We start from the raw sequence: 18,629 nt of genomic DNA on the forward strand, positions 1-18,629 counted from the left end.
TAAGACTGAGCCTAGGTTCCTTGAGGGATGCATGCAACGGAGCGCGGTGTTGGCTACTCATGGTGTGGACGCTAGGCTCAAGGGTGTCCATATTATGGATGAAATCTTCAGGAGGGTGCTGTGGCGGTACAAGGAGCGCAGGTTGTCGGCCGGGTGGCGCAGTTGCTGCGGCTGGTGGGCCGCAAGCCGGAAGGTATGTCCCTTGCTGGCCTGGTGCGCGAATCCGGGTTGACGCGGCCAACAGTGCACCGGCTGCTGACCTCGTTGGCTGCCGAAGGTTTGCTGGAGCACGACGCCGGCAAGTGGGTGCTGGGGCCGGAAATCTTCCTGCTGGGCTCCGTTGCTGCGGCCCGTTTTCCCATGGAAGACATTGCCCGCCCGTCGCTGCGCAGACTGGCAGCGGAAACGGGAGAGAGCGCGTTCTTCTCCATCCGCCGGGGGAACGAGACCATCTGTGTCCTGCGCGAAGAGGGCTCATTTCCCGTGAGGTCGTTTGTCCTGCACGAAGGGGTGCGCTTCCCGCTGGGGGTGGCTTCTGCGGGGACCGCGATCATGGCCTTCCTGCCCCCGGACGAGCAGGAATCACTGCTGAAGGACTGGGGTTCGCATGCCGGCGACTTTGCCGCGGGGCACCCCGCGGAGGTGGTGCGGGACAACCTGGAAAATACACGGCTGGCTGGCTACTCCGTCAATCCGGGCCTGATCCTTGAAGGCAGTTGGGGAATGGGAGCCGCGGTGTTCGACCAGCAGGGCCGGCCGGCGTGGGCTCTCTCCCTGACCGGGATTGAGCCCAGGTTCCGTCCGGACCGCCAGGAGTTCCTGGGCAGGCTGCTGTTGGAGGAAGCGCACCGGATGACGGCAAGGTTGCAGGGCGCTAGTTGAGATCCAGGCGCATCAGGACCCTGGGGAAGCCGTTCAGCACCGAGGTGGTTTCGGCGACCTTCTTGAAGCCGGCCTTCTCGAAGAGCCTGCGGGTACCAACATACGCCATGGTCAGATCCACCTTGCCGCCCTTGTTGTCCACGGGATAACCCTCAAGCACGGGAGCGCCGTGGCTCTTTGCGAAGTCGATGGCCCCTCGCAGGAGTTCATGGGAAATGCCCTTGCCGCGATGCCCCGGCCGCACCCGGATGCACCACACCGACCACACCTCGGCGTCGTCAACATGGGGGATCTTCCGGTTCTTCGCGAAACTGGTGTCCGCACGCGGGTGGACCGCTGCCCACCCGACTACTTCGTCGCCGTCGTACGCCAAAACACCGGGAGGCGGGTCCTCTGAGACCAGCTTCTTGACGTAATTTCCACGCTCCTGTTTTTGGAGTTCCTGGTTCAGTTTCGACGGGATCCTGTAGCTCAGGCACCAGCACACGTTGGAGTCGGGACTCCTCGGCCCCACCAAGGTCTTCACGTCATCGAACACCGTCGCGGGGCGAACCTCGATAGCCATGCGGACATCCTGTCATCGGGGCTGGATGCAGGCAACGGCTTTGAACTTTCACGAGCTCAGCTTCGGAGGTAAGCGAGCACTGCCAACACTCTCCGATGCCCTCGGTCCATGGCGGACAATTGCAGTTTTTGGAAGATATTGCCGATGTGCTTGCTCACAGCAGTTTCGGTGACCACCAGGCGGGCTCCAATGGAGACGTTGTCCAGTCCTTCTGCCATGAGGCCAAGGACTTCGCGTTCCCTTGGGGTCAGGGTGCCCACCGGATCACCGGCACCGCGGCGGCTCATCAGCTGGGAGATCACTTCAGGGTCCATGACGGTTGCGCCGCCGGCAACCCGCCGAAGGGTGTCGGTGAACTCGGCAACCTTGCCCACCCGCTCCTTCAACAGGTAACCGAGTCCGGCCGCACCCTCGGACAACAGGTCACCGGCATAGCGGTCCTCCACATACGCGGAAAGGACCAACACCGGAAAACCGGGCCTGCGGCGTCGAGCTTCACGTGCTGCCACAAGGCCTTCATTGGTGAATGTGGGAGGCATCCGCACATCCAGAACGGCGGCGTCTGCATCGTCCAGGACAGCCAGGAAGTCGACTGCGTTGTCCACGGCAGCGATCACATCGAAGCCTTCGCTCTTGAGGAGAAGTGACAAGCCTTCCCGGAGGAGCGCGTCATCCTCGGCAATCACAACCCGCACGGCAGCTCCACCTTTACCGTTGTTGGTCCGTTGGCCGGGCTCTGAAAATCCAGGACGCCCTCAAAAGCAGCCGCCCGGCGTCGAATTCCTGCGAGCCCGCCACCCGGACGTTCCACGGCTCCGCCATGGCCGTTGTCCTCCACCGAAATCAGGAGGCGATCGGCAGAGGGGTCCCGTTTGACCACCACGGACATTCGGGTGGCGGAACTGTACTTATTGGCGTTGGTCAAGGCTTCGGCAACGATGAAGTAGCTGGCAGATTCCAGTGCAGCCGGTACTCGGTGCAGATCCGAGACCATCAAATTGCAAGGGATCGCTGAACGTCCCGTCAACGCAGAGAGCGCGCCTTCAAGGCCAAGTTCCTCCAGGATCGGCGGGTGAATATCGTGAACCGCCGTCCGTAACCCCGCCAGAGCCTCGGTGGCCGCTTGCTGGGCCCTACGGACGTGGGGGAGTGCGTCGTCGGGACTCTTTTCAAGAGTTCGCTCCGCCAGCCCCAGCATCATGACCACGCCCACCAAGCGATTTTGCGCGCCGTCATGCAAATCGCGCTCAATCCTTTTGAGCTCTGCTGAATGCGCATCCAACGCAGCGGCACGGCTGGCAGTCAACGCCGTCACCCGCTCGGCCAGGTACGAGCTCGCAGGAAGAGACAGCATCTTCCCCTGCACCCAGGCAAGCCCAGCGGCGGCTCCCGGAATCAACCACCAGGAGATTACTGCGTACCCGGCTCCGATCAACAGCATCCACCAAGCACCGCCCCACGACGTTACTGGATAGAGGCTAACCACTGGTTGATCCACAGGAAGGAGGTACCAGTAGGTGGGAATGAGCAGCGAGTTCAAGGCGCCAAAAGGGAATCCGATACACAAGAGCGCCACGATCGGCATTCCCAGCCCATGAGCCACCAACCATAACAAGTCCCGGCCAGTGCTGCGGGAAAAGACCAAGCGGAGGCGCTCTTCGAACGACGGGTTGTTGGGAATGGGAGCGTAGCTTTCGGTTACGGGCGCAGCTGTGTAGCTGAATGTTCGACGGCGGGCCAATGCCGCCCACCAGCGCAAGCCGGCTACCGCCCTGGGCGCAACGAGCCATCCTCCACTGAAGAGGAACAGCGGAATGAGGAGCGCAGAAACCATGAACATGCCCATGGAAATGATGCTGGTGAACAGCTCGCCAACAAGATAACCGTAGGCACGCAGCCATCGCCGAAAACGGGGTTTGATCATGACCCCAAGTCTGCCGCAGCGGCTGGAGTCCTGTCGGTATAGCCAGCTCTACCTTTAAGTGGGTGGCCCACACCATCGTGATCGGGTTCGCCGCTCCGTAGCGTCGAAGACATGAAAAGCAACGCAACTGCACCAGCAGTTTTACCGGCGGAAACGGCCCTGGGAACCGTCGGGTTTTCGAACAACAGGGACCCGCGTGGCCCAGCGGATAAGTCGGCGCGGGATGTGAGCGTGGATGTCATCCGAAGCTTCTGCCTTCTGGTGGTAGTTGCACTTCACGCCCTGATGGTTGGAGTGAGCATAGGTCCCCAAGGGCCCGTTTTCGAGAATGCCTTGGACGGAAATCCTTGGTTCGCCTCTTTGTCCTGGGCGGTTCAGGTCATGCCGCTGTTTTTCATTGCGGGCGGGTTCAGTTCAATCTCGCAATGGCGTCGCATCCAGCTTCGGGGTGGCACTGCCGGCGACTATATCCGGCTTCGGGTGGTCCGGCTCCTCGTCCCCGCAGTGGTGCTGGTGGCATCGGTAGGAGTGGGCCTGGTGGTTCTGACGTTGGCAGGGGTACCTTCAGGGATTGTTGAAACGGCCGGGTACCGGATTAGCCAGCCTTTGTGGTTCCTGGCCGTCTACCTCGGATGTTCAGCGCTTGTTCCCCTGCTGGCACTCGCCCACGGGAAGGCGCGTCTCAGTACGCTGTTGGGGTTGGGGTTGGCTATCGCCGCGGTAGATGCGGGGCGTTTGAGCCTGGAACTTCCTGCCCTCGGGTACGCCAACCTTGCCTTTGTGTGGCTCTTCATCCAGCAACTGGGCTTCTGGCTTGCCGATGGGTCGGTGGGCCGGCTATCCGCTGCGGTGCGGAAGTGGACCTCGGGGCTGGCGCTGATGCTGATGATGTACCTCTTCGCTTCTGGTTGGTACTCAGGGGACATGTTCAGCAACCTGAACCCACCAACAGGGGCCCTTGCCCTGCTGGCAGTCGCACAACTCATGCTCTTGTCCCTGGCTCAGAGGCGCATCAGGGTGTGGGCCGAAAAGTCCAGCGCCATGTCCTTCGTGGCGCTGGTGGGGTCCAAGGCGATGACCATCTATCTCTGGCACATGCCGGTGATGGTGTCGATTGCGGGTCTGCTGCTGGTGATACAGATGCACCTGCCTGCTCCCGGCAGTGCGGAGTGGTGGCTGAGCCGGCCCTTATGGCTTGTGGCTGTTGCGTGTGCGCTCTTGCCGGTTGTGAGGTGGCTGGGGCGTCTTGAACGGGTGAACGCCTCGAGCCGAGCTTCTTTCACCCATCCGAGGACCGTGCTGAGTGCCGTGAGCGGCGTGGAGGGAGTGGTGGTTCTCCTCGTTGACGGCATCACTCCCAGCACGGCCATCATCAGCGTGGTTCTTTTCCTCTGCGCGCTTTGGGGCCACCTGGATCTGCAGAGACCACAGATGACCCGCCCCGGCGGGACAAACACGGAACAGGGCGGACGCGGTGTGGCGGGCTGGTTTAAAAAACTTTTTCAATCCGCACCCATCCACCCCGTCCCACCCTCCGAATAGCTGGTGAGACACAAACCGCCGGTGAAGCAAAAGCAGCATCAGCAGCCAGTGTCCCACCACCCAATGGACCCAACGCCCTGGTTCCAAAAACAAGGAGAATGACATGTTGTCCACAAAGCGCCCCGCCCTCGCCTTCGTTGGCCTCACTGCAGCCGCCCTTCTCGGTCTCACTGCCTGTGGTGGTTCCAGCACCTCCACTTCGCCTTCCTCGGCATCTGCCGCTCCGGAGACGTCCTCAGCCATGCCGTCTGCTTCGCCGTCGGCCTCCGCCATGAGCAGCGCCGCCATGGATCCGGCCGCTAACCTTGTGGGCCCCGGCTGCGCCGGTTACGCCGCACAGGTTCCGGACGGTGCCGGTTCGGTAACGGGCATGGCCAAGGACCCGGTAGCCGTAGCAGCATCGAACAACCCGCTGCTCAAGACCCTGACCGCCGCGGTCTCGGGCAAGCTCAACCCTAAGGTTGACCTGGTTTCCACCCTGAACGGCAGCGAATTCACGGTGTTCGCACCGGTTGACGATGCCTTCGCCAAGATCGACCCTGCAACAATCGAGACGCTCAAGACGGACGATGCCCTGCTGAGCAAAATTCTCACCTACCACGTAGTCCCCGGTCAGCTGACCCCGGACCAGATCGTCGGCACCCACAAGACTGTCCAGGGTGGCGAAGTAACGGTTGCCGGCACCAAGGATGCCCTCACGGTTGACGGAGCGTCCAACGTGATCTGCGGTGGCGTCCAGACCGCCAACGCCACGGTTTACCTGATCGACTCGGTGCTGATGCCCAAATAGGCCTTAGCTGCCAACCAGCAGTCAACAAAAAAGCAGGCGCCGGAATCCGGCGCCTGCTTTGCTGTGGTGCGGGGTGTCTCCGATCAGCGGCCGAAGTCACTGTCGACGTAGGAGCCGGCCCTGGTGTGTTCCGATCCGCAGGGGCAACTGTCCACCTCAATCCGGACGGTCATGGGTTGGGAAGCGTCCAGGGTGAGGGTGACGTCATCGCTGGTTTGCTTGCTGAAACGAATCGTTCCTTTTTCAGATGTCTTGGGCATGGATCAGCCTCTCTGATGTGTGAAGGGGATTGGCCAAGGCTGGATTACTTGGTGTTGGAGTCCTGGGGTGGCTTGCCAACCAGGGGGATGGTTCCCGTGGGTGTTCCTCCCGAGCAGTCGGACTCCGTGCATTTTTCAGCGCAATCGTGCCTGGTGACGAGGTCAAACTGAACACCGCCATGTTGCTCTACGCCCGTCCTGATGGCTCGTTCCACCACTGAGGTGGCCAGGCGCTTGTGCAATTGCAGGGGATCGCGGCGAAGGTCCTTGACCAGGGCGAAACAGAGCAGCAGCATGACGATCACAAATGGCAGGGCAGCCACAATGGTCACTCTCTGCAGGCCGGACAACGCTTCCGATGGTTTATCGCCGCCGGCAAGCAGCATGACCGCTGCCACTGCGCCGGTGAGGCTTCCCCAGAAGATCACCACTCCTCGACGCGGGTGCTCAGCACCATTGGAGCTGAGGGATCCCATCACGATGGACGCTGCGTCGGCACCAGTGACGAAGAAGATCGCCACCAGGACCATGGCCAGGACAATGACGGCTGCGGTCAGCCAGCCGGGCATGCCCAGGTTCTTGACGAGGTCAAAGAGGGCGCCATCGAAATTGATGGAAGGCGCGCCGTCCACCATGGTCACAAGCCCGGGGGTGCCGGCCTTGTCCGCTTCCTGCTGCACGTGGAAGGCGGCGCCGCCGAAGATGCCGAACCAGATGACACTCACGACGCTCGGCACCAGCAGGACACCGGTGACGAACTGGCGGATGGTGCGGCCACGGCTGATGCGGGCGATGAACATTCCCACGAAGGGCGTCCAGGAGATCCACCATGCCCAGTAGAAGATGGTCCAACTGGTCATCCAGCTACGCAGGGAGTCGTCTCCCACGGCTTCGGTACGCGAGGACATTTCAGCCAAGTCCCGGGCGTAGTCACCCACGGCTGAGGGGATCAGGTTGAGGATGAACAAGGTGGGGCCTGCTACGAACACGATCAGGGCCAGAACAACGGCCAGGACCATGTTGATGTTGGACAGCCACTGGATGCCGCGGCTGATGCCTGAAACAGCTGATGCCACGAAGCAGAACGTCAGGATCGCAACAATGACCACCAGCACCGGGGTACCGATTTCACCCAGCCAGCCGTTGGACGTCATGCCGCTGCCGATCTGGAGGGCTCCGAGGCCCAGCGAGGCAGCAGTTCCGAAGAGCGTGGCGAAGATGGCCAGGATGTTGATGAACTTGCCCAGCGGACCTTCCACCATTCGGATGCCGAACAGTGAGGTGAAGGCAGCGGAGACCAGCTGCTTGCGGCCCAAGCGGTAGGTGCCGTACGCCATGGCGATGCCGACTACTGCGTACATGGCCCACGGGTGCAGGGTCCAGTGGAAGATCGAGGTAGCCATGGCGGTCTGAATGGCCGCGGGTGTGCGACCGTCCACGGTCCCGGGTGGCGGTGAGATGTAGTGGTACAGCGGTTCGGCAACACCGTAGAACATGAGGCCGATGCCCATGCCGGCGGCAAACATCATGGCCACCCAGGAGATGGTTCGGAACTCGGGCTTTTCGCCGTCTTTGCCCAGGGGGATGTTGCCGAACTTGCCGAGGGCAAGCCACAGGACGAAAACGACGAACAGTGAGGCGAGGACCATGAAGAGCCAGCCGGTGTACTCCATGACCCAGTTCAGGGCGCCCTTGGAGGTATCGGAGAGGCTGTCCCGTCCAACAAAGCCCCAGACCACGAAGGCGACGGCGATGGCGCCCGTGATCCCGAAGGTGACTTTGTCGAGGGTAAGTTTGCGGTTCCGGCGGGCCGATACGGCCTGCTCGGTCTTGGCGTGGCGCAGCTCTTCCATGATCTGTTCGTGTTCTACAGAATCGGAGAGGGGGTCTGCGCCTCCGTCCTCAGCGTTGAGGGCTGCCAAGTTGGTGTCGTCGGGGGAGACCCTGATGACTGCTTCAGGGTTCTCCGCGTGGGCTGGGTTGGTTGGGCTGGCTGCGCCCGGGGTACCTGCAACGTGATCGTCGGCTGGTAGTTCCTCGGGCGTCAGCGGTTTTGTGTCACTGTTTGTAGCCATGAGCGGGTCCTTTGCTCGGCGTGTCATGAGCCTGCATTTCTACGAGGCCTTGGTGAATGGGTCGGTGGGAAGGTTGGGTCTTCCTCCGATCCGATGGTCATGGCGGGCCGTGGCGCCTCCCCGGGTGCGCGGTCACGGATCGGGCAGGCGATAGGGATGATGCACCTCTTCTGGTTCGTGGGACGGTGGCGGTTGACTGCTCCAAGCCGTGTTCCGCAGGAATCAACAACATCCGCGCTATGCAACAGAGTGCGCTCCGTCACATCCAAAGTCAAGGGATCCACGCTCTTTAACAGCAGATTGATATATCAATTGGCTAGAAGTAAAGCGTTGCGTATCATGGGGTGCGTTGCGAATAGCGCGTCCGCAGTGTGTGGCTAGAGCTAGCGCTGCCTGTAGCCCATCCGGGTGCTGATAGTCAGTCCGGCTTCCCGAAGGCCCTCAATAAGCCCTGGCTGGTCCTCCGGCGAAAAACGGAATGCTGGTCCGGAAATACTGACGGCGGCAATAACGCTTCCCGCGTGGTTGAAGATGGGCACTGCGATGGCGGTAAGGCCAATTTCAAACTCTTCGTGGACTGTGGCGTACCCGTTGCGGGCCACGTCCAGCAGTTGCTTTTCGAGCTCCCCGCGGTTCGTTACAGTCCGCGGCGTACGCGCGGGCAGGCCCACGGCCTTGAGGATCTGGTTGCGTTCGTCGGCGGTCAGCGCGGCAAGAAGAACCTTGCCACTGGACGTGGCGTGCAACGGCGTCAGGCTGCCCACCCAGTCGTAGGTGGCCAGGGTTGAGGGTCCCATTGCCTGATCCACGTTGACGGCATAGTTCGATCGCAGGACGGCCAGGTTGACGGTCTCCTTGTACTCGGCCGCCAGTGCTTCCAGGACTTCCCGTGCTTCATGCACCACGCTCAGCCTGCCGGGAATGGAAGATGCCAGGCGGAGGATCCCAAAGCCCAGCTGATACTTGCCGCGTTCACTGTTCTGCCGGACGATGTCCCGGTTCACCAAGGAGCCCACCAGCCTGGACACGGTGGATTTGTGGATGCCCATTTCTTCCGCGATTTCACTGACTCCGGCATCGCCTTCACGGGCCAGGATTTCCAGGATCTGGAGCGCACGGTCCACAGATTGGACGCCGCCGCCTTGGGCGTCTGCGTCCTTGTCGATCTCCGGGTTGCTGCGTGCGGCCATGATGCCTCGTGTCGTTGTCCAGGCAGGCCGGACCTGGGCTGGTAGCGCTGTCCGGCCTGCACGCTCGTCTTTCCTCATCCTAGACGGAGTTTTGCACGGACCCTTTCACTTCTTGGGACCCGCGTCATCTACGCATTGGGAGCCGTCCACGGCAGCGGCAGGACGGAAACAGGCGCGCCGGCTGCCACCCCTTCGGGGGGAACAGCCATATAGCCGTCGGCCCAGGCAAGCCCACGCATCATCCCCGGACCCGTGCGGGAAGTGGGGAATGCGAGGTCGTGGATAAAAGTGCACGGCATCAGCCGCGTCCGCCCTGGGCAGGGATCGATGTCCGCCCCGGACGTCACCCGGCGGGCTGCCCGAAGGCTCCGGTTTCCCAGTGCGGCCAGCAGGGGTTCGCCGAGGGTCATGAGCGCCATCATGGCGGCCAGCGGATTCCCGGGGAGGCCGATGACGAATCGGCCATCGGGAAGTTCAGCCAACACGGCAGGGTGACCGGGTCTCATGGCAATGCCGTCCAGGAGGAGCCTGCCGCCGAGCGCAGCAAGGGCATCGCGGAAATGGTCCGTCCCGGATTTGCCTGTCCCGCCGGTGGTGATGGTTACGTCCGGCGGTAAGCCCTCAGGAGCATTTCCCAACGCTGCCAGCCATTCCTCATACGAATCGCCAATCCTGAGCTGGCCGGCGGGCTCCGCGCCCAACTGCAGGATGACGGCATCCAGTTGCGGTCCGAACGCGTCGCGGACCTGTCCCGGTGCCGGCTCGCCCGAGGTCACGACTTCCGAACCGGTCAGTACGACGGCGACCCTCGGCTTGCGCTGTACCTGGAGGTCATCGTGGCCCGCGACGGCGGCCAGGGCGATGTGCGCAGGGTTGAGGAGTGTGCCGGCGGGAATCAGGACGTCGCCGCGTAAGGCTTCTTCTCCGGCTGGACGGATGTGCCGGCCGGGACGTGCCTCTTCCGGTGGCGCGTCAGGAGTCAGTGTGAGGCGTTGGATGCCGGATCCGTCCCCGGAGACGTGGCCGCTTTCCTTGCGCAGGACTGCTGTGGCGCCGGTGGGTACGAGCCCGCCGGTGGCAATGACGCTGGCTTCTCCGGCGTCGAGTTGCCGCCCTGGCAAGGTAAGGGTCCATGGACCGCTGCCGTTGATGGCCCAGCCGTCCATTGCTGACGATGCGTAGTGGGGCAGATTCCGTTGTGCGGTGACTGCGCTGGTCAGGGTTCGTCCGATAGCTTCACGGAGGGTGGCGCTCACGGCAGGGAGCGGGCCGCCGCAGTGGTAGGCCACATGGCGGGCTTCGGCCCAGGTGGGTGCGTGCCGGCGGGAAAGGGAAGTGCCGGCGGCGACGTCTTGAGTCAGCATGATCTTCGCTTCCTGAGGTGGTGCTGTTGTTTTAACGCAGATACCGGGGACTGCCCGGCCTTCCCGTACTGATGCCGCGCAGTCCCCGGTGCCCGTGGTGCGTCCTGAGCCCGTGGTGTATTAGGCCTTCACGTAACCGTTGGGGTTCAGGACGAACTTTGTTGCCGCTCCGGCGTCGAATTCAGCGTAGCCGCGGGGAGCGTCCTCGAGCGGGATCGCCTGGGCGTTGACTGCCTTGGCGATCTGGACCTTGTCATGCAGGATGGCCATCATCAATTGACGGTTGTACTTCATGACCGGGCATTGTCCAGTGGTGAAGGACAAGGACTTGGCCCAGCCGGTACCAAGGGACAGCGAGAGGGAGCCGTGCTTCGCGGCTTCGTCGATTCCGCCCGGGTCGCCGGTGACATAGAGCCCGGGGATGCCCAGGGATCCGCCGGCGGCCGTGATGTCCATGAGGGAGTTCAGCACGGTGGCGGGGGCCTCGTGGGAGGCGTCCTTGCCGTGACCGCGGGCTTCGAAGCCCACAGCATCCACGCCACAGTCCACCTCGGGAACACCGAGGATCTGCGCGATCTGTTCCTTGGGGTCGCCATTGGACACATTGACGGTTTCACAGCCGAAGGAGCGCGCCTGCGCCAGTCGGTCTTCGTTCATATCGCCCACTATCACGACGGCGGCGCCCAGCAGTTGGGCGCCGACGGCGGCAGCAAGGCCCACGGGCCCGGCACCTGCGACATACACCGTGGAACCCACGCCGACGCCGGCGGTGACGGCGCCATGGAAACCCGTGGGGAAGATGTCGGAGAGCATGGTCAAGTCCATGATCTTCTCAAGCGCCTGATCGCGGTCCGGGAAGCGCAGCAGGTTCCAGTCAGCGTAGGGAACCAGCACAAACTCTGCCTGGCCGCCCACCCAGCCTCCCATGTCCACGTAGCCGTAGGCGCTGCCGGGGCGGTCGGGGTTGACGTTGAGGCAGATCCCGGTCTTCTGCTCCTTGCAGTTCCGGCAGCGGCCGCAGGAGATATTGAACGGCACCGAGACGATGTCACCCACCTTGATGAACTCGACGTCTGGTCCCACCTCCACCACTTCGCCGGTGATTTCGTGGCCGAGCACCAGGTCCTGTGGAGCTGTGGTGCGGCCACGGACCATGTGCTGGTCCGAACCGCAGATGTTGGTGGTCACGGTGCGGAGGATCGCGCCGTGTGGCACTTTCCGCCCCACGTTTGCGGGGTTGACGCCCGGCCCGTCTTTAAGCTCAAACGTTGGGTAGTCAGTGTCGATGATCTCCACGACACCGGGTTCCTTGTAGGCGACTGCTCTGTTTCCTGACATGGTCACTCCCTGTTCTTTGGCTAGTGCTGGAATATGCTGCCCAATGGTCCGAAAGTGGTGCTTCGGTGAAGAAATACCTCCCCAGGTTTCAGGCCACCGAAGCACCATTCACGGACAACCGGACAGCTGATATTCAGATGAACGTCTATAGATATATCAGTCATCCTATGTGACACAGCTCATGCTGTACAGCGTTGTCTAGGCTTTCTCCAGCCTGATGATCACGGACTTCGATGTGGGTGTCCCACTGGTATCCGCTACGGAATCGAGGGGCACCAGGACGTTGGTTTCCGGGTAGTAGGCGGCGGCGCACCCCTTGGGCGTCGAATAGGCCACGAGACGGAAGTTCTCGGCCCGGCGGTCCGTTCCTTGGAATTCGGAGATCAAGTGGACCATGTCCCCGTCGGCAAATCCCAGTTCGGTGATGTCCTCCGCGTTGATCAACACCACCCGACGGCCACCGTGGATGCCGCGGTAGCGGTCGTCCTTGCCGTAAATGGTGGTGTTGTACTGGTCGTGGGAGCGCAGGGTTTGAAGGACCAACCGGCCGGGAGGGACCTTAATGAACTCCAGTTCGTTGCCTGTGAAGTGCGCCTTCCCGGACGCGGTGTCGAACTTCCTGGCATCGCGTGGCGGGTGGGGGAGCACAAAGCCGCCAGGATGCTGGATCCGCGCCTCGAAGTCCTCAAAACCGTCAAACACGGCTTCGATGTGCTTCCGGATCAGGGTGTAGTCGTCCCGCATGGCCAGCCATGAGGCCTGCGGTGTGTTGGGCAGGCGTTGGTGGCCGTCTGTGAACAGCCTGTCCGCAAGGTTGCAGACGATCGCCACTTCGGAGTGGAGGTGGTCACTGGCGGGCTTGAGGCGTCCCCGTGATGCGTGAACGGCGCTCATGGAATCTTCCACGGTGACCCGTTGATCGCCTGTGCGCTGGGTATCTTTCTCGGTGCGTCCCAGGGTGGGCAGGATCAATGCCCGGCGTCCGGTGGACAGGTGGGAGTGGTTCAGTTTCGTGGAGATCTGGACACTCAACCGGGTGTTGGCCAAGGCCAGCTCGGTAACCTCCGAGTCGGGGGCGGCCCGGACGAAGTTGCCGCCCATTCCCATGAAGAAACGGACTTTCCCGTCGCGCATTGCCCGGATGGCTGCCACGGTGTCAAAGCCGTGCTCCCGTGGAGAGCGGAACCCGAATTCCTGGTCCAGCCGGTCGTGGAACGTCTCCGGCATTTTTTCGAAGATGCCCATGGTTCGGTCACCTTGGACGTTGGAGTGGCCGCGCACCGGGCAGACGCCTGCGCCGGGCTTTCCGATGTTGCCCTGGAGCAGCAGGACGTTGACCACATCGCGGAGGGTAGGAACGGAATGCTTGTGCTGGGTCAGTCCCATGGCCCAGCACACAATGGTGGCGTTGGATGCGAGCATCCGCTCTCCGGTTGCCTGGATCTGCTCCAGAGTCAGGCCCGATGCCTCCACAATGTCATCCCACTCCACCTTTTCCAGGAAACGCAGGTAGTCGTTGAGGCCCACCGTGTGGTTCTCAATGAAGTTGTGGTCCAGCACCGTTTGCAGTCCCGGGGTGTTCCGTCCGGCGGCTTCGGCTTCCACCAGATATTTGCCAAGACCTTGGAAAAGGGCCTGGTCCCCGCCGGCGCGGATCTGCAGGAAGTCATCCGTCAGCTGGGTCCCTTGAATCATGCCGGCCACATGTTGCGGGTTCTCGAAGTGCAGGAGCCCGGCCTCGGGAAGGGGGTTGACGGACACGATGACCGCGCCGTTCTTCTTTGCCTTTTCCAGGGCACTGAGCATACGCGGGTGGTTGGTGCCGGGGTTCTGGCCTGCAACAAAAATCAGTGACGCCGTTTCCAGGTCCGTCAGGCTGACAGAGCCCTTGCCAATGCCGATGGTTTCCACCAGCGCTGAGCCGGAGGACTCGTGGCACATGTTGGAACAGTCCGGGAGATTGTTCGTACCAATGCCGCGAACCAGCAACTGGTACACGAATGCTGCTTCATTGGACGTGCGGCCGGAGGTGTAAAACACCGCCTGATCGGGGTGGTCCATCCCCCGAAGCTCCTCGGCCATGAGGTCATACGCTGCATCCCAGCCGATGGGTTTGTAATGCGTTGCGCCTTCATCGAGGAACATCGGATGGGTAATCCGGCCTTGCTGGCCCAACCAGAAATCATCCCGGGTCTTGAGCTCGGCAACGGAATGCTGAGCGAAGAACTCCGGCGTGACGCGGCGGCGGGTGGCTTCCTCGGCTACGGCCTTGGCACCGTTCTCGCAGAATTCTGCCGCATTGCGCTTCTCATGCTCAGGCCAGGCGCAACCCATGCAGTCGAACCCGTCCAACTGGTTCACTGCCAGCAGGGTCTGGACGCTGCGGAGCGGCCCCATCTGTTCCAGCGAAATCTTTAAGGCATTGGCAACAGCCGGGATGCCCACGGCCTTGGTCTTGGGTTTGCTAACGGTCAGCTTCGACTCATCAATGTTCTCGCGTGGAGCTTTGGAATGCATGGGAAACCCTTCAGATCCGGGAACTGGAAGCAGTCAGCAGCGCGGCGGGGGACTGCTGCCGGGCGGCTTCCGCTGTGTGAAGCAGCAACAGTGCTGTGGTCACCGACCCCACACCGCCCGGAACCGGACTCAGGCCGGCGGCGACTCCGGTGACACTGGCTTCGTCGACGTCTCCCACCAGCGAACCGTCGGGCAGGACGTTTGTTCCGACGTCGATCACTACCGCCTCCGGTGAGACATCACTGCCCTTCAGCAGCCCGGTGCGCCCGGCGGCAACAACCACGACGTCGGCGGGCCGGGTATGGCGTTCCAGCGGTCCCGACTTGGAATGGCAGATGGTGACGGTCGCGTCCCGCTCCAACAGGAGCAGGGACAGCGGCTTGCCCACCACGGCGGAACGTCCGACGACGGTGACGTTCCGGCCCGCAACCGGGATCTCGAAGTGGTCCAGCAGTTCCACCACCGCCCGCGCGGTAGCCGGCGCGAATGCCGGTTGGCCAACAGCCAGGCGGCCGAGGCTGAGGGGATTGGCGCCGTCGATGTCCTTCTCCGGGGAGATGAGCCCCACCAACCGGTCTGCCCGAACGGCGGCAGGCAGGGGAGTTTGGAGGATGATGCCGTGGACGGTCGGCTCCGCGCTGAGGTCGGCCAGGACATTGGCCAATGCTTGTTCGCTGGCGTCGTGGCCAAGATCAACAATCCTGCATCCAATTCCTGCGCGTTCTGCTGAACGCTCGATCGAACGGACGTACCAGAGCGTTGACTCGTCCTCCGTAGCCACCACAACAGCGAGGGTGGGCCGCATTCCATCGGAGCCCAGGCTGCGGGCCTCGTCCTGGGCTTGCTGCCGGATCAGGGAAGCGAGTCCCTTGCCGGAAAGAACTGCAGTGGTCATGAGAGGATCCTTTCGCGCACACGCTTGACCAGGGAGTCGGCGGCCAGGACAACTTTGTCTTCAAGGCCATCCGTCTGGTCCGCTAAACGTGTGCGGGCTGCGGTGTCTTTGATGGCCACCACGTTGATGTCAATGTTGACCCGGGCAGTGGTGGCGGCAGCGCGGGCTGCATCTGCTGCCGCTGCGACGTCGCTGATGACGCTGGGGTTGGCCACGTCGAAAAGTTCGGTGGCGAGGTCCACCACCTCACCGGAAACCTTGATGAGCTGGGCCGGTGTGTGGGCGGCCTGGACCAGGGCGTCCCGGATGGCGTCGGCCTTTGTTGCCTTGAGCTGCTCGGTGTCGGAGGGCAGCTTGTAGGAATCGATGACGGACTGGAACGCGTGTTCGTCGGCGTCCGCCAGACGCAATGCCTCAATGATCAAGTGGTCGGCTGCGCTGGTGATCCTGGCGACGAGTGCCGCGTGCTGCTCATATTTTGGTCCTGTGGTGTATCTGGCCACCATGGCCACCAAGGCAGCACCCTGTGCCGCATGCAGGGCCGCAGCTGCGCCGCCACCGGGGGTCGGCTGACGTGAGGCGAGCCGGGAAAGGTAGTCATTGATGGTTTCTGAGCTGATCATGTGCCGTCCTGGCTGAACTGGGGGAGAGGCTGAACTGGGGGAGAAGGCTGAGGGGCAAAAGCTGCGGCCCGGACCCTCCCGGCCGCGAAGGAGGAAGGGGCCCGGGCCGCATGCTGTGGCGAACTTCGGGGTGTTAGCCGCGGAGCCTGCTCATGGTGGGGTCGTACAGCGGATCCTGCGTCACGGTCGCCTGGATGCGGCGGCCGAAATACTCGATTTCCACGGAGTCTCCGATTGATACTGCAGCGGGCAGGTACGCGTAGGCAATCGGCTTCCGGACCGAGTAACCGTAAGCGGCGCTGGTCACGTAACCCACTGCTTGGTCCTTATAGAACACCGGTTCCTTGCCCAGCACCAGGCTCCTGCCGTCGTCGACCGTCAGGCAGCGCAGGCGACGGGCCGAGCCTTCCTCGGTGCGTCCTTCCAGTGCGGCCTTGCCAATGAAGTTCTCCTTGGTCATCTTCACGGCAAACCCAAGACCCGCTTCATAGGGATCGTGCTCGGTGGTCATGTCCGTGCCCCAGGAACGGTAGCCCTTTTCGAGTCGCAGGGAGCTGAAGGCGGCACGTCCCGCGGCGATGACGCCGAACGGCTGGCCGGCCTTCCACAAAGCATCCCAGAGGCGCTGCCCGTTGTCCGCGCTGGTGTAGAGCTCCCAGCCGAGTTCGCCTACGTAGGACAGGCGCATCGCGGTGACGGTGACGCCTCCAATAGTGACCTTCTTGGACCGGAAGTACTTCAGGCCGTCATTGCTGAAGTCATCGTTGCTGACAGTGCCGATGAGGTCACGGGCCAACGGACCCCACAAACCGATGCAGCAGGTGCCGCCGGTGGTGTCGCGGACCTGGACCCAGTCGCCGGCGGTGCCGTTTTGGGTCTGGTGCCGGGCTGCGCGCTCGAAGTAGGCGGTGTCGATGTTGCCGTTGGCGCCCAGCTGGAAGGTGTCTTCGCTGAGGCGGGCCACCGTGATGTCGCTTCGGATGCCGCCGGCCTCGTCCAGAAGGAGCGTGTACGTGACCGCGCCGGGCTTCTTGGCCAAGTCGCCGGTGGTCAGTTCCTGCAGCAACTTCAGGGCTCCCGGGCCGGAAACTTCAAGGCGCTTCAGCGGCGTCATGTCGTACATGGCAACTGCGGTACGGGTCTTCCAGGCCTCGGCTGCGGCGATGGGCGAGCTGAACATTCCAGACCAAGCGTCACGGGCCGGGGGCTGCCAGTCGTCCGGCATTTCCTTGAGGAGCTCGGCGTTGGCTTCGAACCAGTACGGGCGCTCCCAGCCGGCGCCTTCCAGGAAGTAGCCGCCCAACTGCTTGTGGCGGGCATGGAAGGGGCTGACGCGAAGGTTGCGGGGGGAGAGCTTGGGCTGGAGCGGGTGCATCACATCGTAGATTTCCACGAAGTTCTGCTGGGACGTTTCGCTGACGTATTCGGGGGTCAGCTGGACCTCTTCGAAACGGTGGATGTCGCAGTCTCCCAGATCAATCTGCGACTTTCCGTCCACCAGCAGTTCGGCCACGGCGCGGGCAATGCCGGCGGAGTGGGTAACCCACACGGCCTCGGCCACGAAGAACCCGTCCACTTCCTTGGACTCGCCCACCAGTGAGCCGCCGTCCGGGGTGAAGGAGAAGATGCCATTGAAGCCATCCTCGATCTCGCTTTCCCGCAGTGCCGGCAGGATCTGCTTGCTTGCTTCCCACGCGGGAAGGAAGTCTTCCAGGGTGAAGTCCAGGCGGGAGGGCATGTTGTGCTCGCTGATGCTGCTTGGCTCGTAGCTGCCCAGCTCATCCAGATCCACCGGCATGGGGCGGTGCGCGTAGGAGCCGATGCCGTAACGGTCGCCGTGCTCGCGGTAGTAGAGGTCCTGGTCCTGGTGGCGCAGGATGGGAAGCTGGGCGCCGTTGGGCAGTTCGTTCTTGCCCTTTTGGGCGGGAACCGGCGTGGTCTTGACGTACTGGTGTGCCAGCGGCAGGAGCGGAACGGACATCCCGATCAACTCGCCCACCTTGGCGCCCCAGAAGCCGGCGCAGGAAACCACGATGTCCGCCGGGATGACGCCTTCGGCGGTCTCGACGCCGGTTACGCGGCGGTTCGACTGCTCAATTCCGGTGACCTCGGTGTTCCCGATGTACTTCACGCCGGCAGCTTCGGTGCGCTTGATGAGCAGTTGCACGGCGCGGGCGGCAAGCGCCAGGCCATCGGTGGGAACGTGGAGGCCGCCCAGGATGTCTTCCTCATTGATCAGGGGGTAGAGCTCCTTGCATTCCTCGCGGGTGAGGATCTTGCCGTCGATGCCCCACGATTGTGCGTAGCCGAGCTTGCGTTTCAGGTCAGCCAGGCGCGTCTCATTCGTGGCAACTTCAAGGCCGCCCACTTGGTTGAAGCAGCTTTGGCCGTCCTCGGTGAGGGACAGGAGTTTTTCCACCGTGTACTTGGCAAAGAGGGCCATGGACTTTGACGGGTTGGTCTGGAAGACCAGGCCCGGCGCGTGGGACGTGGAGCCGCCGGGCATGTTCAAGGGTCCCTGGTCCAGGACAGTGATGTTGTTCCATCCGCGGGTGACCAGTTCGTCGGCGAGGTTGGTGCCGACGATCCCGGCTCCGATGATGACAATGCGGGGCGTGGATGCCATGGGGATTCTCCTGCTGAAGTTTGTGTGGGGTCTGGGGC

Annotated in this window: 15 protein-coding genes; 3 read left to right on the top strand and 12 right to left on the bottom strand. The window is 62.7% G+C overall.

Going from position 1 to position 18,629, the window contains the following annotated elements:
* Positions 1-120 precede the first annotated feature (120 nt).
* Positions 121-882 (top strand): IclR family transcriptional regulator, encoded by a 762-nt coding sequence (locus AYX22_RS02865; protein WP_207596037.1) that lies wholly within the window; start codon positions 121-123, stop codon positions 880-882.
* Here the strand turns inward: AYX22_RS02865 and AYX22_RS02870 are convergent.
* Genes AYX22_RS02870 through AYX22_RS02880 form a run of 3 tightly spaced genes read right to left on the bottom strand, consistent with a single transcriptional unit; the run spans position 875 to position 3,371 of the window.
* On the bottom strand, positions 875-1,447 hold the full coding sequence (locus AYX22_RS02870) for a GNAT family N-acetyltransferase (RefSeq protein ID WP_207596038.1): 573 nt from the start codon (positions 1,445-1,447) through the stop codon (positions 875-877). The genes AYX22_RS02865 and AYX22_RS02870 overlap by 8 nt on opposite strands.
* A 56-nt stretch (positions 1,448-1,503) precedes the next feature.
* Entirely contained in the window at positions 1,504-2,142 is a 639-nt protein-coding gene (locus tag AYX22_RS02875; RefSeq protein ID WP_207596039.1) for a response regulator transcription factor, read from the bottom strand.
* On the bottom strand, positions 2,130-3,371 hold the full coding sequence (locus AYX22_RS02880) for a sensor histidine kinase (RefSeq protein WP_207596040.1): 1,242 nt from the start codon (positions 3,369-3,371) through the stop codon (positions 2,130-2,132). Before AYX22_RS02880 ends, AYX22_RS02875 begins: the two co-directional genes overlap by 13 nt.
* 111 nt (positions 3,372-3,482) lie before the next feature.
* Between AYX22_RS02880 and AYX22_RS02885 the strand changes: the two genes are divergently transcribed.
* Positions 3,483-4,913 carry an acyltransferase gene (locus AYX22_RS02885; RefSeq protein ID WP_207596041.1) on the top strand — a complete coding sequence of 477 codons (1,431 nt, stop codon included), beginning with the start codon at positions 3,483-3,485 and terminating at the stop codon, positions 4,911-4,913.
* Positions 4,914-5,016: 103 nt separating this feature from the next.
* Positions 5,017-5,703: a fasciclin domain-containing protein gene (locus AYX22_RS02890; protein ID WP_207596042.1), complete on the top strand. Its 687-nt coding sequence runs from the start codon at positions 5,017-5,019 to the stop codon at positions 5,701-5,703.
* Positions 5,704-5,786: 83 nt separating this feature from the next.
* Here the strand turns inward: AYX22_RS02890 and AYX22_RS02895 are convergent, their stop codons facing one another.
* From AYX22_RS02895 to AYX22_RS02935, 9 genes are all read right to left on the bottom strand, one after another.
* Positions 5,787-5,963 (bottom strand): hypothetical protein, encoded by a 177-nt coding sequence (locus AYX22_RS02895; protein WP_207596043.1) that lies wholly within the window; start codon positions 5,961-5,963, stop codon positions 5,787-5,789.
* Positions 5,964-6,007: 44 nt separating this feature from the next.
* Entirely contained in the window at positions 6,008-8,038 is a 2,031-nt protein-coding gene (locus tag AYX22_RS02900; protein WP_242703500.1) for a BCCT family transporter, read from the bottom strand.
* 383 nt (positions 8,039-8,421) lie between these two features.
* Entirely contained in the window at positions 8,422-9,228 is an 807-nt protein-coding gene (locus tag AYX22_RS02905) for an IclR family transcriptional regulator (protein ID WP_207596045.1), read from the bottom strand.
* Positions 9,229-9,356: 128 nt separating this feature from the next.
* Positions 9,357-10,592: a molybdopterin molybdotransferase MoeA gene (locus AYX22_RS02910; protein ID WP_207596046.1), complete on the bottom strand. Its 1,236-nt coding sequence runs from the start codon at positions 10,590-10,592 to the stop codon at positions 9,357-9,359.
* Between the two features lie 120 nt (positions 10,593-10,712).
* The gene (gene fdhA, locus AYX22_RS02915; protein WP_207596047.1) at positions 10,713-11,930 is read right to left on the bottom strand and encodes a formaldehyde dehydrogenase, glutathione-independent; all 1,218 of its coding nucleotides are present in this window, start codon (positions 11,928-11,930) and stop codon (positions 10,713-10,715) included.
* Between the two features lie 198 nt (positions 11,931-12,128).
* Positions 12,129-14,447 (bottom strand): FdhF/YdeP family oxidoreductase, encoded by a 2,319-nt coding sequence (locus tag AYX22_RS02920; protein ID WP_207596048.1) that lies wholly within the window; start codon positions 14,445-14,447, stop codon positions 12,129-12,131.
* 10 nt (positions 14,448-14,457) lie between these two features.
* The gene (locus AYX22_RS02925) at positions 14,458-15,342 is read right to left on the bottom strand and encodes a tetrahydrofolate dehydrogenase/cyclohydrolase catalytic domain-containing protein (RefSeq protein ID WP_207596049.1); all 885 of its coding nucleotides are present in this window, start codon (positions 15,340-15,342) and stop codon (positions 14,458-14,460) included.
* Positions 15,339-15,965 (bottom strand): cyclodeaminase/cyclohydrolase family protein, encoded by a 627-nt coding sequence (locus AYX22_RS02930; RefSeq protein WP_207596050.1) that lies wholly within the window; start codon positions 15,963-15,965, stop codon positions 15,339-15,341. The genes AYX22_RS02925 and AYX22_RS02930 overlap by 4 nt, the downstream gene beginning before the upstream one ends.
* A gap of 133 nt (positions 15,966-16,098) precedes the next feature.
* Entirely contained in the window at positions 16,099-18,591 is a 2,493-nt protein-coding gene (locus tag AYX22_RS02935) for an FAD-dependent oxidoreductase (protein WP_207596051.1), read from the bottom strand.
* Positions 18,592-18,629 lie beyond the last annotated feature (38 nt).

Source organism: Arthrobacter sp. D5-1, from assembly GCF_017357425.1.
GTDB lineage: Bacteria > Actinomycetota > Actinomycetes > Actinomycetales > Micrococcaceae > Arthrobacter.